Source organism: Streptomyces sp. NPDC050636, from assembly GCF_040654775.1.
Taxonomy (GTDB): domain Bacteria; phylum Actinomycetota; class Actinomycetes; order Streptomycetales; family Streptomycetaceae; genus Streptomyces.
Genome location: NZ_JBFAIP010000013.1, coordinates 76,266 through 89,924 on the forward strand (window position 1 = coordinate 76,266; position 13,659 = coordinate 89,924).

The 13,659-nt window shown below is 67.9% G+C and carries 11 protein-coding genes, 2 pseudogenes and 1 riboswitch; of the genes and pseudogenes, 5 read left to right on the forward strand and 8 right to left on the reverse strand.

Annotated features, from left to right (window positions below):
• The first annotated feature begins 65 nt into the window (after nt 1–65).
• The 3 genes and pseudogenes from AB0I10_RS13995 to AB0I10_RS14005 form a co-directional block, all read left to right on the forward strand.
• Nucleotides 66–695: a trimeric intracellular cation channel family protein gene (locus AB0I10_RS13995; RefSeq protein ID WP_363152673.1), complete on the forward strand. Its 630-nt coding sequence runs from the start codon at nt 66–68 to the stop codon at nt 693–695.
• Between the two features lie 66 nt (nt 696–761).
• Nucleotides 762–884, forward strand: a pseudogene (locus AB0I10_RS14000) (helix-turn-helix domain-containing protein); the annotation flags it as partial.
• A gap of 586 nt (nt 885–1,470) precedes the next feature.
• Nucleotides 1,471–1,887, forward strand: a pseudogene (locus tag AB0I10_RS14005) (RNA-guided endonuclease TnpB family protein); the annotation flags it as partial.
• 245 nt (nt 1,888–2,132) lie between these two features.
• Here AB0I10_RS14005 and AB0I10_RS14010 read toward each other — a convergent pair.
• The 8 genes from AB0I10_RS14010 to AB0I10_RS14045 form a co-directional block, all read right to left on the reverse strand.
• Nucleotides 2,133–3,323 (reverse strand): dipeptide ABC transporter ATP-binding protein, encoded by a 1,191-nt coding sequence (locus tag AB0I10_RS14010; protein ID WP_363152674.1) that lies wholly within the window; start codon nt 3,321–3,323, stop codon nt 2,133–2,135.
• Nucleotides 3,320–4,420, reverse strand: a complete 1,101-nt coding sequence (locus AB0I10_RS14015) for an ABC transporter ATP-binding protein (protein WP_363152675.1) — start codon at nt 4,418–4,420, stop codon at nt 3,320–3,322. Before AB0I10_RS14015 ends, AB0I10_RS14010 begins: the two co-directional genes overlap by 4 nt.
• Nucleotides 4,417–5,427 carry an ABC transporter permease gene (locus AB0I10_RS14020; RefSeq protein ID WP_363152732.1) on the reverse strand — a complete coding sequence of 337 codons (1,011 nt, stop codon included), beginning with the start codon at nt 5,425–5,427 and terminating at the stop codon, nt 4,417–4,419. The genes AB0I10_RS14015 and AB0I10_RS14020 overlap by 4 nt, the downstream gene beginning before the upstream one ends.
• A gap of 78 nt (nt 5,428–5,505) precedes the next feature.
• Nucleotides 5,506–7,257 carry an ABC transporter substrate-binding protein gene (locus AB0I10_RS14025; protein ID WP_363152676.1) on the reverse strand — a complete coding sequence of 584 codons (1,752 nt, stop codon included), beginning with the start codon at nt 7,255–7,257 and terminating at the stop codon, nt 5,506–5,508.
• Nucleotides 7,258–7,356: 99 nt separating this feature from the next.
• The gene (locus tag AB0I10_RS14030; RefSeq protein ID WP_363152677.1) at nt 7,357–8,355 is read right to left on the reverse strand and encodes an ABC transporter permease; all 999 of its coding nucleotides are present in this window, start codon (nt 8,353–8,355) and stop codon (nt 7,357–7,359) included.
• Between the two features lie 409 nt (nt 8,356–8,764).
• Nucleotides 8,765–9,568, reverse strand: a complete 804-nt coding sequence (locus tag AB0I10_RS14035) for an enhanced serine sensitivity protein SseB C-terminal domain-containing protein (protein WP_363152678.1) — start codon at nt 9,566–9,568, stop codon at nt 8,765–8,767.
• A gap of 58 nt (nt 9,569–9,626) precedes the next feature.
• Nucleotides 9,627–10,424 carry an enhanced serine sensitivity protein SseB gene (locus AB0I10_RS14040; RefSeq protein WP_363152679.1) on the reverse strand — a complete coding sequence of 266 codons (798 nt, stop codon included), beginning with the start codon at nt 10,422–10,424 and terminating at the stop codon, nt 9,627–9,629.
• Between the two features lie 397 nt (nt 10,425–10,821).
• Nucleotides 10,822–11,469 (reverse strand): AAA family ATPase, encoded by a 648-nt coding sequence (locus AB0I10_RS14045; RefSeq protein ID WP_363152733.1) that lies wholly within the window; start codon nt 11,467–11,469, stop codon nt 10,822–10,824.
• A 286-nt stretch (nt 11,470–11,755) separates the two neighbouring features.
• A riboswitch (glycine riboswitch) is annotated at nt 11,756–11,851 on the forward strand.
• 151 nt (nt 11,852–12,002) lie between these two features.
• Between AB0I10_RS14045 and gcvT the strand changes: the two genes are divergently transcribed.
• A complete protein-coding gene (gcvT, locus tag AB0I10_RS14050) occupies nt 12,003–13,130 on the forward strand; it encodes a glycine cleavage system aminomethyltransferase GcvT (protein WP_363152680.1) in 1,128 nt (375 codons plus the stop codon).
• Between the two features lie 111 nt (nt 13,131–13,241).
• Entirely contained in the window at nt 13,242–13,619 is a 378-nt protein-coding gene (gcvH, locus tag AB0I10_RS14055; RefSeq protein ID WP_363152681.1) for a glycine cleavage system protein GcvH, read from the forward strand.
• Nucleotides 13,620–13,659: the final 40 nt, after the last annotated feature.

Below are 13,659 nucleotides of genomic sequence, written 5' to 3' on the forward strand. Positions count from 1 at the left end.
CCCTCTCGCCGGCCGCGGCGACCGCGAGCGGAGGCGGCCGTTCCGGGCCTGCGATGATGGGCGCCATGCTTCATGTGCTCTACCTGGTCGGCGTGTCGGCCTTCGCCGCGAGCGGGGTGCTGGCCGCCTACCGCGCCAACATGGACCCCTTCGGCGGGCTGGTGCTCGCCTTCGCCGCGTCCATCTCCGGCGGCACGCTGCGCGATCTGATCCTCAACCGGCAGCCGCTGTACTGGACGCACGACTGGGTACTGCTGACGGTGATCATCTGTGTCGGCGTCGGCACCATGGTCTATCTGCGGTTCTGGTCGCTGCCGCGCAAATCGCTGCTGGTGGTGGACGCGGTCGGGCTCGCTGTCGTCACGGTGATCGGGGCCCGCGCGGCGATCGAGGCGGGCGCCACCCCGCTCGCGGTGATCATTCTCGCGGTACTGACCGGAGTTGCCGGTGAGGTCATCCGCGATGTGCTGTGCGGGGAGTTCCCGCCACTGCTGCTGCGTGAGGACGTGTACGCGATCGCCGCGCTGGCCGGCGCCTGCTGCTATCTGGCGCTGTACCACCTCGGCACCGGGGCCACCCCCGCCGCCGCGATCTCGGCGGGGGTGGTGTTCGCACTGCGGATGTCCGCGGTCTACCTCGGCCTGCATCTGCCCCGGTCGCAGCAGCTCGCCGGCGGGGGCAAGCGGGGCGCCTAGCAGCAGGACTTACGGCCGCAAGCGATTGGCTGCGGGATTACACGTTGACACGCTAGCTTGTGAGGCATGTCGACCACGTCCGTGAAGCGGGCGTTCAAATACCGCTTCTACCCGACGAATGCGCAGGCAGCGGAGCTGTCGCGCACCTTCGGATGCGTACGGAAGGTCTACAACCTCGCTCTTGCAGCTGCCCAGGCCACCTGACTCATATCTGCGGTGCCTGGTGTGGGCATACTCCGCCGTTGATGTGCTTCCCTGCATTGCAGTTCCAACAGAGCGTCTGAAACCCGTCAGGGAATCCATTCTTTGCGAGCCAGACGAAGAAGCTGGTTCCTGCGCCAACTTCTTGTCTGTGCTTGTTACCGTCGTTGTTGATGTGGTCAATGCAGAGGAACGACTTCTCCGCCTCACCACAGCACGCGCATTTACGCCCGTAACGGTTGAGGGCTGCGTCTCTGAAACGATGATGCCGGTTCGTTTGCCGGGTGATGCAGTCCTGGCAGCACATCCGACTACTTTTGACCGGCGCTCCACAGATGACGCAAAGGCCCTGAACGCGTCGCTTGGCACGTCGTTCGATACTGGCGGTACGGACTTTCTCTGCGCAATCTGCGCACCGTGTCCTACCGGGTATGGAGGGGCTACTACATGCGTAGCAGAGCCCAGCCTCTGTTCTCTTTTGTCGCCATTGGCGCTGGTACTCGCGGCGTTCCTCGTGGGTACGAAGCGGCATGATCGAAAGTTATCCGAGTTTTCGCACGCCAGCAACTCAGCCACTCGTCTCGTGCGCGAAAACCAAACGCTCGCGATCGAGGACCTGGCCGTGCGCAACATGGTCAAGAACCGGAAGCTCGCCCGAGCCATCTGCGACGCCGCATGGTCGGAGTTCCGGAGCATGCTGGAGTACAAAGCGGCCTGGTACGGGCGGAACCTGGTGGTCGTGGACCGCTGGTTTCCCTCATCCAAGCTGTGCTCCCACTGCGGCGCCCTGCAACAGCAGATGCCACTTCACGTCCGCACCTGGACATGCGATGGCTGCGGCGCAACGCACGACCGGGATGTGAACTCAGCGGAAAACCTTCTGGCCGCCGGGCTGGCGGTATCAGCCTGTGGAGCCGGTGTAAGACCTCAACGGAGAATTCCGGGCAGGCAGTCGGCGACGAAGCAGGAAACCCCACGGCGCGAGCCGTAGGAATCCCTCTCCGCCAGGGGAGGGAGGAAGTCAACCAGCCATAGTCGGAGCTGCTCTGCGAGCCGAAAACGGCCGGCGCGCCGAGGCCACCGCCGGCCGCCGGGGCGAGCAGGCGGGAAGTGCGACGCCCGGAACGGGAGAGTGCCACGAGCCGTCCTTTCGAACACACGGATGAAGGAAACAACCGCGCCGACTCTGCACTCTCCCGCCCCGTTTTACCGGGGACTTTGCCAATCCCTCAGGCATTACTGATCAGTTGGCGCGTTTGACGCCTTCTTCGCCGGGTCCGGTGCCGGGTCCGGTGTCTTGGCGGACGCCGTGCCCGATGTCTGGACCGATGCCTGGGCGGGCACCTTGCCGGGGGCCTGGTCCGAGGCGTTCTCCGGGTGGTGGCAGGCCACCTGGTGGCCCGTGCGCAGCGCGACCAGCGGCGGTTCCGTGGTTGCGCACACCTCGGTCGCCTTCCAGCAGCGGGTACGGAACCGGCAGCCGGACGGCGGGTTGATCGGCGACGGCACATCGCCCTTGAGCAGAATCCGGTCGCGCTGGGTCCGCCGCTTGGGGTCGGGCACCGGCACCGCGGAGAGCAGCGCCTTGGTGTACGGGTGCATCGGTGACTCGTAGAGCGCCTTGCGGTCGGCCAACTCCACGATCTTCCCGAGGTACATGACCGCGATCCGGTCCGATACATGCCGGATGACCGAGAGGTCGTGCGCGATGATGACGTAGGTCAGCCCCAGCTCCTCCTGGAGGTCGTCCATGAGGTTGACGACCTGCGCCTGGATGGAGACATCGAGGGCCGAGACCGGCTCGTCGGCGACGACCAGCTTCGGCTTGAGGGCCAGCGCCCGTGCGATACCGATGCGCTGCCGCTGGCCGCCGGAGAACTCGTGCGGATAGCGGTTGTAGTGCTCCGGGCTCAGGCCCACCAGCTCCAGCAGCCGCTGCACCTCCTTCTTCACACCGCCCTCGGGCTCGACGCCCTGGAGGCGGAAGGGGGTGCCGATGATGCCGCCGATGGTGTGCCGCGGGTTCAGCGAACCGTACGGATCCTGGAAGATCATCTGGACGTCGCGGCGCATCGGCCGCAGCTTGCCCGGGGACAGATGGGTGATGTCCCGGCCCTGGAACTCGATGGAGCCGCCGGTGGGCTCGTCGAGCCGGGTGATCAGCCGGCCCATCGTCGACTTGCCGCAGCCGGACTCGCCGACGACGCCGAGCGTCTCCCCGGGCCGGACGTCGAAGTCGATGCCGTCGACCGCCTGGACCGCCCCGACCTGCCGCTTGAGCAGGCCCTTGGTGATCGGGAAGTGCCGGACCAGACCGCGGACCCGCAGCAGCGGCTCGGGATCGGGGGCGGCCTCGGGTGCGGCCGCCGGTGCGGTGCCGGCCGACTTCTCGACCGGGATCTTCTTGCTGTCGTCTGTCTCGGTCACAGCTTCGGCGCAATCTCTTCGGTCCAGATACGCTCCCGCTCCTCCTGCGACATGTGACAGGCGGAGAAGTGCCCGCCGTCGACCTGGCGCAGTTCGGGGCGCACCGTGCGGGTGACGTTGTCCTTGGGGACGTCCGCGTACGGGCAACGGGGGTTGAAGGCACAGCCGGACGGCACGTTGATCAGGCTGGGCGGCGATCCCTTGACGGGGATCAGCCGGTCGGTCTGGTCACGGTCGATCCGCGGCATGGAGCCGAGCAGGCCCCAGGTGTAGGGGTGCTGGGGCGCGTAGAAGACCTTCTCCGCGGGCCCGCGCTCCACGCACCGGCCGCCGTACATCACCAGCAGGTCGTCGGCGAGCTCGGCCACCACTCCCAGGTCGTGGGTGATGATGATGACCGCCGAGCCGAACTCCTTCTGGAGATCGCGGATCAGGTCCAGGATCTGCGCCTGGACGGTGACGTCGAGGGCGGTGGTCGGCTCGTCGGCGATCAGCAGCTCGGGGTTGTTGACCAGCGCCATCGCGATCATCGCGCGCTGGCGCATACCGCCGGAGAACTGGTGCGGATGGTCGTCCACCCGCTTGTCGGGCTGCGGGATGCCGACCCGGTCGAGCATCTCGATGGCCCGCTTGCGCGCGGTCTTCTTGTCGACCTCGTTGTGGACGCGGTACGCCTCCACGATCTGCTGGCCGACGGTGTAGAAGGGGTGCAGCGCGGACAGCGGGTCCTGGAAGATCATCGCCATCTCGCGGCCGCGCAGCCGCCGCACCTCGTCCGGATCGGCGGAGACCAGCTCCTTGCCGTCCAGCCAGATCTCGCCGGACATGCTGACCTTGCTGCGCTGCTGGCGGGAGGCGCGGTGCAGCCCCATGACGGCGAGCGAGGTCACGGACTTGCCGGAGCCGGACTCGCCGACGATGCCGAGGGTCTTGCCCTTCTCCAGGCCGAAGGAGAGGCCGTCGACGGACTTCACGATGCCGTCGTCGGTCGGGAAGTGCACCTTCAGGTCGCGCACTTCGAGGAACGCGGAGGGCGGCTGCGCCGCTGCGGGGGTCGGTTCACCGACCGCGGCGCCCGTCTTGTCCAGGTCGGTCACGAGAGCCTCACCCGCGGGTCGACGGCGGCGTACAGAACGTCCACCACCAGGTTGCAAATGACGATGAAGAACGCGGCGAGCAGGGTGACGCCGAGAATGTTCGGCAGGTCGTTGGCGTTGATCGCTTCGACGGCGAAGGCGCCGACTCCCTTGAGCGAGAAGACCTGTTCGGTGATCAGCGCGCCGCCGAGCAGCAGGCCCAGGTCCATGCCGAACACCGTGATGATCGGGGTGAGCGCGGCGCGCAGACCGTGCCGTACGACCACCTTGCGTTCGCGCAGGCCCTTGGCGCGGGCGGTACGGATGTAGTCCTCGCTCAGCGTCTCCAGCATGCCGGCCCTGGTGAGCCGGGCGTAGAGCGCGGAGTAGAGGAAGGCCAGCGTCACCCAGGGCAGGACCAGGGTCCGTGCCCAGAGGAACGGATCGTCCATCAGCGGTACGTAGTCGCTGCGTTCGAAGATCGGCCACTGGTAGGTGAAGAGGGCCAGCGCCAGGGCGCCGGTGAAGAACATGGGGAGGGAGACGCCGGCCAGGGCGACACCCATGGCCATCCGGTCGAAGAGCGAGCCGGGGCGCAGCGCGGACAGCACGCCGGTGGCGACACCGGAGACGACCCACGTCACGGCGGCACCGCCGGCCAGCGAAAGGGTCACCGGAAGCCGGGACTGGATTTCCGGCCAGACCTCGATATGCGTCTTGAAGGAATAACCGAAGCACGGCACATGGCACTTGGCCGCTTCCGGACCGAATTTATAGTCGACACCGACGAAAATGCCCTTGAGGAAGTCCCAGTACTGCTCGTACACGGGCTTGTCCAGGCCGAGGTTCTTCTTTACCGCGGCAATGTCCGCGGGCGTGGGGGCCTTTCCGATGTACTGCTGGGCAAGCTGGTCGGTGCTCTGCCCGGCCAGTTTCGGCAGCAGGAAGAAGATGCCGAAAGTGACCGCGCTGACGATCAGCAGCAGGATCACTGCGCTGATCAACCTGCGGATGATGTACGAGAACACGGGGATGCGGCGCCGGTACCGCGGGCCGGCCATGACCGGCCCGCGGATACCAATGCCTTCACCTGCCTTCCAGGGCTGCTACTTCTTGACGCCGATGTTGAGGTAGTCGTACTCACCGCTGAAGGCCGAGGTGGACACCATGTTGGTGGCCTTGGGCGAGCGGTACATCAGGACCTTGAAGTAGGTGAGCGGGACCAGCGCCGCCTGCTCCATCGCCTTCTTGTCGATCTCGGCGTACGCCTTCTCACGGGCGGCCTTGTCGGTGTTGGCGATGGCGGTGTCGAGCAGCTTGTTGATCTCCGGGTCGTCCAGCTGCGAGAGGTTGGTGTTACCCGACTTGCTGATCGCCTTGCCGTTGAGGATCTGCTGCAGGTAGCCGTAGCCGGTCGGGAAGTCCGAGCCCCACTGCATCATGATCAGGCCGACGTTGTTCTTCTTGTTGAACTCCGGCACACCCGCGTAGTCCGAGAAGTACTTGCTGGTCGGGTAGCTCTGGATCTTGGCGTTGATGCCGATCTTCTTGAGCGAGTCGATGACCGTGGTCGCCGCGTCCACCTCGTCCTGACGGTCGTTGCGCGCCAGGATGGTGGTGTCGATCTTGCCGGCGCCACACTTGTCCCAGTGCTTCTTGGCCTCGGTCAGATCCAGCTTGTCGCCCTTGTACTTCTGCGGGTACAGGTCGAATTTCTGGTAGCCGTCGATGTCGGTGGGCAGGGCCGTGGACGCCACCTCACCGCGGATCGGGCCGCCGAGCGAGGTCTGCACGGCCTTCTTGTCGATGGCGTACTCGACGGCCTTGCGGCACTCGATGTTGTCGAACGGCTTCGCCTTGGTGTTGATCGCCGTGTAGACGAGGCGCTGGCCGAGCGCGTTGTCGGTGTTGGCCTTCGCCTTGGAGTCCACCAGGAGCTTGGCCTGCGTCTGGCCGTCGACACCGCGTCCGGCCAGGTCCACCAGGGTGTTGCCGGACTGCAGGTCCTTGTCGATGGTCGACTGGGCGACCTTCAGCTTCAGGACGATCTTGTCCGGCAGCTGCTTGCGCAGCGTGTCGGTCTTGGCGGACCAGTGCGGGTTGCGGACGAGGGTGAGCTGCTTGCCCTCCTCGTAGCTCTGGAACTTGTAAGAACCGGAGGAGACCACGGACTTGGTGTAGTCCGCGCCCTTGTCCTTGGCCTGCGGCACCGGGGCGGTCTGCGGGGCGCTCACCAGGTAGTCGAACTCGGCGAACGCCTTCTTCAGGCGGAAGACGATCGTGTGGTCGTCAGGGGTCTCTATGGACTTGAGCCCGTCCTTGCTCTTGTCCTTGTAGGGGCCCTTGTAGCCGCCGTCGTTGTCCTTGAGGAACTGCTGGAAGTAGTTCGGGCCCAGCGAGAGGGTGTCACGCGCGAAGTTGCTGCGCTCGACCGCGTACTTGACGTCCTGGGACGTGATCGCCGAGCCGTCGTCGTACTTGAGGCCCTTGCGGATCTTGTACGTCCAGGTCTTACCGCCGTCGGAGGCCTTGCCCATCGACTCGGCGAGGTCCGGGACCAGCTCGTTGCCCTTCGAGCCGGGGCCCGGCTTGAAGGTGGTGAGCGGGCGCGCGTAGAGCCGGCTGAAGTTGTAGATGAAGGCGTAGTACGTGTTGCCCGGGTCGAACGACTCGGGGGCGTCGCTGATCGCGTAGTTGACCGTGCCCCCCTTCGCGTCCGAGACATTGACGATGTCCTTGGTCGCGGCGTTCGCCTCGGCCGAGCCGTCCGAGGAGCCTTTGCTCCCGCTGCAGCCGGCCAGCAAAAGGCCCGCACTGGTGATGGCCGCGATCGCCGCGACCGGAACTGACCTTCGCATGATGGTCGGTATCCCCTTCGTTCGTCGAAAAAGGTCGGAACATCAAAACGCCACAATGCTGTTGAGGCTTCTGGGCGGCGGGCGGGTGCCCGGCAGTCGTCAGCGGCTGCGCGGGTCCAGCGCGTCCCTCAGACCGTCACCGAGCAGGTTGAACGCGAGCACGGTGACGAAGATCGCAAGGCCGGGGACGATCATGTACTGGGGGTCGACCTCGTAGTACTTGACCGCCTGGTTGAGCATTCCGCCCCAGGACGCCTGGGGAGGTTGAATGCCGACGCCCAGGAAGCTCAGCGCCGCCTCGAAGAGGATGTTGGAGGGGATCAGCAGCGTCGAGTAGACGATGATCGGTCCCACCAGGTTGGGCAGCAGTTCCCGGAAGAGGATGAACGGCCCGCGCGCGCCCATGCCGCGGGCGGCGTCCACGAATTCGCGTTCGCGCAGCGACAGCGTCTGGGCGCGCACGATACGTCCCATGTACGGCCAGTTGAAGAAGCCGATCACGAAGATCAGCACCGAGATGTGCAGCGGCAGGCCTTCCATCCCGAATGCGCCGCCCTGGAGCGAGGCGGAGATGGCGATGGCGAACAGCAGCAGCGGGAAGGCCAGGAAGACATCCATCATGCGGCTGATGAACGCGTCCACCCGCCCTCGGTAGAAGCCGGCGACGACGCCGAGGACGGTGCCGATGGCGACCGACAGCAGCGTCGCGCCGAAGGCGACGATCAGCGACACCCAGGAGCCCTCGATGATGCGCGCGAGCAGGTCGCGGCCGAACTTGGGGTCCACACCGAGCGGGTGGTCCCCGCTCATGCCGCCGAAGTCGCCCTTGGGCAGCGTGGTGTTGGGGTCGATCAGCGACTGGTTCGGGCTGTTCGGGTCCAGCCCGAGCAGCGCCTGGAGGGGACGGGAGAGCGCGGCGACCACGACGAGCAGGATGACAACGATGGCTCCGGCCACCGCGACCTTGTCGCGCCGGAAGCGCAGCCACGCGATCTGGCCGAGCGAGCGCCCCTCGATGCGCTTGCTCTCCACGCCCTTCAGCACCGCTTCCGGCTGCGCCTCAGCAGCCGCCCCGGTGGTCTCGATCGGTGCGGTCACGGTGCCTTTGACCCCTCTCGGCCGACGGTGGCCGGCCCAATGCCCGCCGCTGTAGCGGCCTGATTCACATCACTGGTGCAGGAAGTGCAAGTGGTGCGGACATCGCGGAGGTTCGCCCCGTGGAAATCAGAGATTCACGCGATGCCGGTCTGAATGACGCCCGTACAAAGAGCCGAAGCTCTCTGCTGCCGGAGTCTTCATCCGATTCGCGATCACTCACCAGCCCTCGCGGTGAAAGGATGCGCAACTGTGATGTGGCCCACGGGCTTCCGTTATACGGACAGCCGGACCGGCTAAGCGGAATGCACAACCGCGGAAGAGGGGCCCAACCGGTGGGCACAAGGGGTGAATTCACACCAAAGAAAAGCGCCCTGCCGGGCTATCCGGAGCTGGTTTGGACCAACGCGGATCAGTAGGGACGCGGATATCCGTAGCCGTAGGAAGGCGCGGGAGCGGGGCCCTGGCCGGGGGGCTGGGCATAGCCGTCGCGGTCGAAGAAGGGGCGCGTGGAAGCCCGCATCCACATGCCGACGGGGTCGTATTCATCGTTCATGGCGACGGTCGATACCGGCAATCCGTCCGGAACCGCGCCGATCGACTGCTGGATCATCAACCGCACCGAATCCACCGCGTGCTGGCCGGTGTCGTACAGGTCCAGACCGATCGCCAGATAGGGGGCACCCAGGGCGGGCTGCACCCACGCCCGGCGCAACGACCGTACAGCGGGCGTCCGGTGGGCGTTCTGGGCCAGGAGGGCATAGAACTGCGGGATGTCGATGACCGGGTCCGAGATCCGCAGCGGTCCGGCGGGCAGCCGATCGAGGCCGCCGGCGATACGGCGCAGATCCAGCCAGGGAATGCCGACTCCACCGCCGGGAGCGTGCGGATTCAGCCACAGGCCCCAGCGGTCGGGGAAGAGCGTCGCAGCGATGTCGGGACCGGTGACGAGTTCGTGGTCGCGGGTCCAGCCGGAGGCGGCGAGTTCGGCGGCGGAGGTCACACACGGCGCGTAGCCGAGGCCGTCGACCTCCATGTTTCCGTACTGCGCGTCGGGCATACCGGCCCGGCCCTGCCAGAGCAGCATCCAGACCTGTCCGGTGGCGAGTGCCTGCAGCAGCGCCTCATAGGCGTCGTAGCGACCGGGCGAGACCTGCTGCAGCATCTGCTCGACCTGTCCGGCCGCCGCCGCTCCCTGATGCGCACCCGCGCTCACGTGGTCCGTCCCTTCTGTCGGCAGGGCACGTGGGGCGCCCGCCCGTCATCCAACCAGCTTACGAGTGCTCCCGAGCGTAGAAGGGCCGCACACGCTCCAGCATCCAGTCGGCGACCGGGTCGCCCTGGGCGATGTCCAGCATGACGAGTTGTACGGGCCAGGGCACCGGCACCGCGCCCAGCGCACGTCCCAGGGCTTGCAGGGCCCCTTCGCGGGCGGTGCCGTCGTGCAGCGCGGCGGGGGGCACCTCGACCTGAACTCCGACGAACAGCGCGGGCGTGTCGCCCTCGACACTTGCCAGGACACGCCGGGCAGTCAGGACAAATCCGGCACCGGAGAACTCCAGTCCGGCGGCGGCCAGGAAGTCCACCGGCTCGTCCTGCCAGTCCGGCTCGAAGAGCCGCACCCGGCCGCCGCTCGCCGGGCCGTCCGCCTCCGTACGCCCCACCCGGCACAGTGCGGCCACCGCGTCCGGCGGCAGCGGGACGCCGATCGTGCCGTCCGGATTGACCGCGATGCCCAGCTTCGCGGGCAGGCCGCGGGCGAACTCCCGGGCCGGCGCGACGGTGAAGGACATGTGCGGGCCGACGGCCCGCCGGAACTCCTGCTCGGAGCTGAAGACCGGGACATACGCCGCGCCGCCGATCTCCACGGTGGGCAGGTCGAGGCCGCCGGCACCCAGGCCCGCGCTCTCGGGGCCGCCGCCGTTGGGCAGCGGTACCCACAGCCGGCTGCGGCCCAGTACCTCGACGATCCGGCCGCCCGCGCCCGGGTGCCCGACCGACGCGCCCAGCACCTCTTCGAGCTCGTTCGCCGGCCACGCCAGCTCCGGTATTCCCTGCTCCGGAAAGTTCATCTCATCCACCCGTTCGCACCGCCCCGTTCACACCGCGCTTTCTGGCCAAAGACCCTAAACGAGCACGGCGGGGTTCCCGGCCGCGGGTCTCTGCAGGAAGCAGGAAGGCGACCGGACGGCGTCCTGCCGATCCTGCGGCCGGGCACCGTCTTACCGATCCTGCGGCCGGGCACCGTCTTACCGATCCTGCGGCCGGGCACCGTCTTGCCGATCCTGCGGCCGGGCACCGTCTTGCCGATCCTGCGGCCGGGCACCGTCTTGCCGATCCCCTTCCGCACCACCGGAATAACGCCCCGCGCCCCCACGTTGTGGCCCCGCAGGGGGCGCTCGCAACACCTACGGGAAGTGTTCGCCCACCCCCTAGGGACCCCACCCCAGCCGAAACCCACCGTCTCGGTCAGCCGAAACCCACCGTCTCCAGCGCGCTGGCCGCCCCCCGGTCCAGCAGCACCGCCGAGTCGAAGCCCTTCGGCAGCCGGGCCGCCTCCGCCCCGCCGACCAGCCGGCCGACCGCCCTGCGGTGCCGCGCGAACGCGTACCCCGAGACCCCGCGCCCCCGGGACTCCTGGCCGGACAGCGCCACCTCGGGCGACACATCGAGCAGCACCAGATGCAGCCCCCGGCCGCCGCGCCGGGCCGACCGCGCGATCCAGCGCCGCACCCACGCCTGCGTCCCGCAGTCGTGCACCACCACGCTCTCGCGGGAACGCAGCGCGCGGCGCAGCCCGAGGTAGTGGGAGGCGCGGACCAGCGGGCGGTAGAGGCCGTACGGCAGCCGGCGCAGCCTGCCGCGCTCCCAGCGTGCGCGGACGTCCTGCGAGTCGATGCGGTGCACCGGGACGCCCCGCGCGTCCAACGACGGCACGATGCGGTGCATCAGCGTGCTCTTGCCGCTCCCCGGCAGGCCGGAGACCACGACCAGGTCGCCGGCCGGAAAGCGCATCTCGGCCGCGTGGCGGGCCTGCTGCGCTCCTCTCAAGTCCATGACATCGGCGTTGCGTCCTGGCCTGACGACGGCCAGGGGCGTGCGCCTGGGGCGGGGCATCGCGGCGCCCGCGACCCCCGCATTCGTCGCGAATGCGGCTTCCCTGTGCACCGTGATCGCCCCTCCCGGTCCGGTTCGAGTCCGGTCCAAGCCCGTTCTCTACCCGCAGAGTGTCAAGAAACGGTAATGCCCTTCAAGGAGATTGTCCGATCCGTCCGCGCTGTGGACGTGGCCGGGGGCGGGGCGACGACCAGGGCTCCTGTATCCGGCGATCCCGTGCAATGATGTCGGCGCCACGTGCACACCGGTTCGACACCCGTGCACGGCCAACTCCATACCGGCCGCTTGAATCCGCGCGGGAGAGTCCCCGGCCGCCACGGCGGGGCGCCGAAGGAGCAAGTCCTCCCTTGAATCTCTCAGGCCCCTATACCGCGCGGGCGAGGCAGATCTGAAAAGCGAGCCACTGCCCGGCCTACGGGGCGGCTCCACCCAAGGTGCAAACCGGGTCCGTTCGCGGGATCCCGGTGAACCTCTCAGGTTCCGATGACAGATGGGGAGAACGTCTTGTCACCCATGCCTGGGAGCCCAGAACCATGACTGATGCCCCCCGCCGCACCGCGCTCGATGCCACGCATCGCACGCTCGGCGCGACCATGACCGACTTCGCCGGCTGGGACATGCCGCTGCGCTACGGCAGCGAACGCGACGAGCACGTCGCCGTCCGCACCCGCGCCGGCCTCTTCGACCTCTCCCACATGGGCGAGATCACCGTCACCGGACCGCAGGCCGCCGACCTGCTCGACTACGCGCTGGTGGGCAACATCGGCGGGGTGAAGACCGGCCGCGCCCGCTACACCATGATCTGCGAGGCCGAGGGCGGCATTCTGGACGACCTGATCGTCTACCGCCTCGCCGAGCAGGAGTACATGGTCGTCGCCAACGCCTCCAACGCCCAGGTGGTGCTGGACGCGCTGACCGAGCGCGGGGCCGGCTTCGACGCCGCGGTCCGCGACGACCGGGACGCGTATGCGCTGATCGCGATTCAGGGCCCGGAGTCCCCCGGCATCCTCAAGGGACTGACGGACGCCGACCTGGACGGCCTCAAGTACTACGCGGGCCTGCCCGGGACGGTCGCCGGTGTGGATGCGCTGATCGCCCGCACCGGATACACCGGCGAGGACGGCTTCGAGCTGTTCGTCCGCCCCGCGGACGCGGTCGCCCTCTGGGAGGCGCTGACCGCGGCCGGCAAGGACGCCGGGCTGATCCCGTGCGGGCTGTCCTGCCGTGACACGCTGCGCCTGGAGGCGGGCATGCCGCTGTACGGGCACGAGCTGACCACCGCGACCACGCCGTTCGACGCCGGTCTCGGTCGGGTCGTGAAGTTCGAGAAGACCACCAACAACGGTGACTTCGTGGGCCGCGCCGCGCTGGCTGCGGCCGCCGAGCGCGCCGAGGCCAGCCCGCCGCGCAAGCTGGTCGGCCTGATCGCCGAGGGCCGCCGGGTGCCGCGCGCCGGATACCCGGTCGTCGCGGCCGACGGCACGGTCATCGGCGAGGTCACCTCCGGGGCGCCGTCCCCCACCCTGGGCAAGCCGCTCGCCATCGCCTATGTCGACGCGGCATACGCCACGCCGGGCACCGAGGGTGTCGCGGTGGACATCCGTGGAAGCCATGAGCCGTATGAGGTCGTCGCGCTGCCCTTCTACAAGCGGCAGAAGTAACGCTTCACCTACGGCGGCTGCCGTGGGCGGAGCAGCACCGGCGCGCACCGCGCGTCTCACTGTGCAAGACCCCATTCACGATCACACCCTCGCGTACAGGAGAATCGAGCCATGAGCAACCCCCAGCAGCTGCGCTACAGCAAGGAGCACGAGTGGCTGTCGACCGACGAGGACGGTGTCTCGACGGTCGGCATCACGGAGCACGCGGCCAACGCCCTCGGCGATGTCGTCTACGTGCAGCTTCCTGAGGTCGGTACCACGGTCACGGCGGGCGAGACCTGCGGTGAGCTGGAGTCGACCAAGTCGGTCAGTGACCTCTACGCGCCCGTCGACGGCGAGGTCACCGAGACCAACGAGGATGTCGTCAACGACCCCTCGCTGGTGAACTCCGCCCCGTTCGAGGGTGGTTGGCTGTTCAAGGTGAGGATCGCCGGCGAGCCGGGCGAACTGCTCTCGGCCGACGAGTACACCGCCTTCACCGCCGGCTGAGCCTGCCCGGTCCCTCTGCCACCGCCCGAGTGGAAGCTCC

Coding starts and splice junctions, on each gene's coding strand:
- AB0I10_RS13995 (WP_363152673.1), top strand. CDS start 66: ATGCTTCATGTGCTCTACCTGGTCGGCGTGTCGGCCTTCGCCGCGAGC.
- AB0I10_RS14025 (WP_363152676.1), bottom strand. CDS start 7,257: ATGCGAAGGTCAGTTCCGGTCGCGGCGATCGCGGCCATCACCAGTGCG.
- AB0I10_RS14040 (WP_363152679.1), bottom strand. CDS start 10,424: ATGAACTTTCCGGAGCAGGGAATACCGGAGCTGGCGTGGCCGGCGAAC.
- AB0I10_RS14045 (WP_363152733.1), bottom strand. CDS start 11,469: ATGCCCCGCCCCAGGCGCACGCCCCTGGCCGTCGTCAGGCCAGGACGC.
- gcvT (WP_363152680.1), top strand. CDS start 12,003: ATGACTGATGCCCCCCGCCGCACCGCGCTCGATGCCACGCATCGCACG.
- gcvH (WP_363152681.1), top strand. CDS start 13,242: ATGAGCAACCCCCAGCAGCTGCGCTACAGCAAGGAGCACGAGTGGCTG.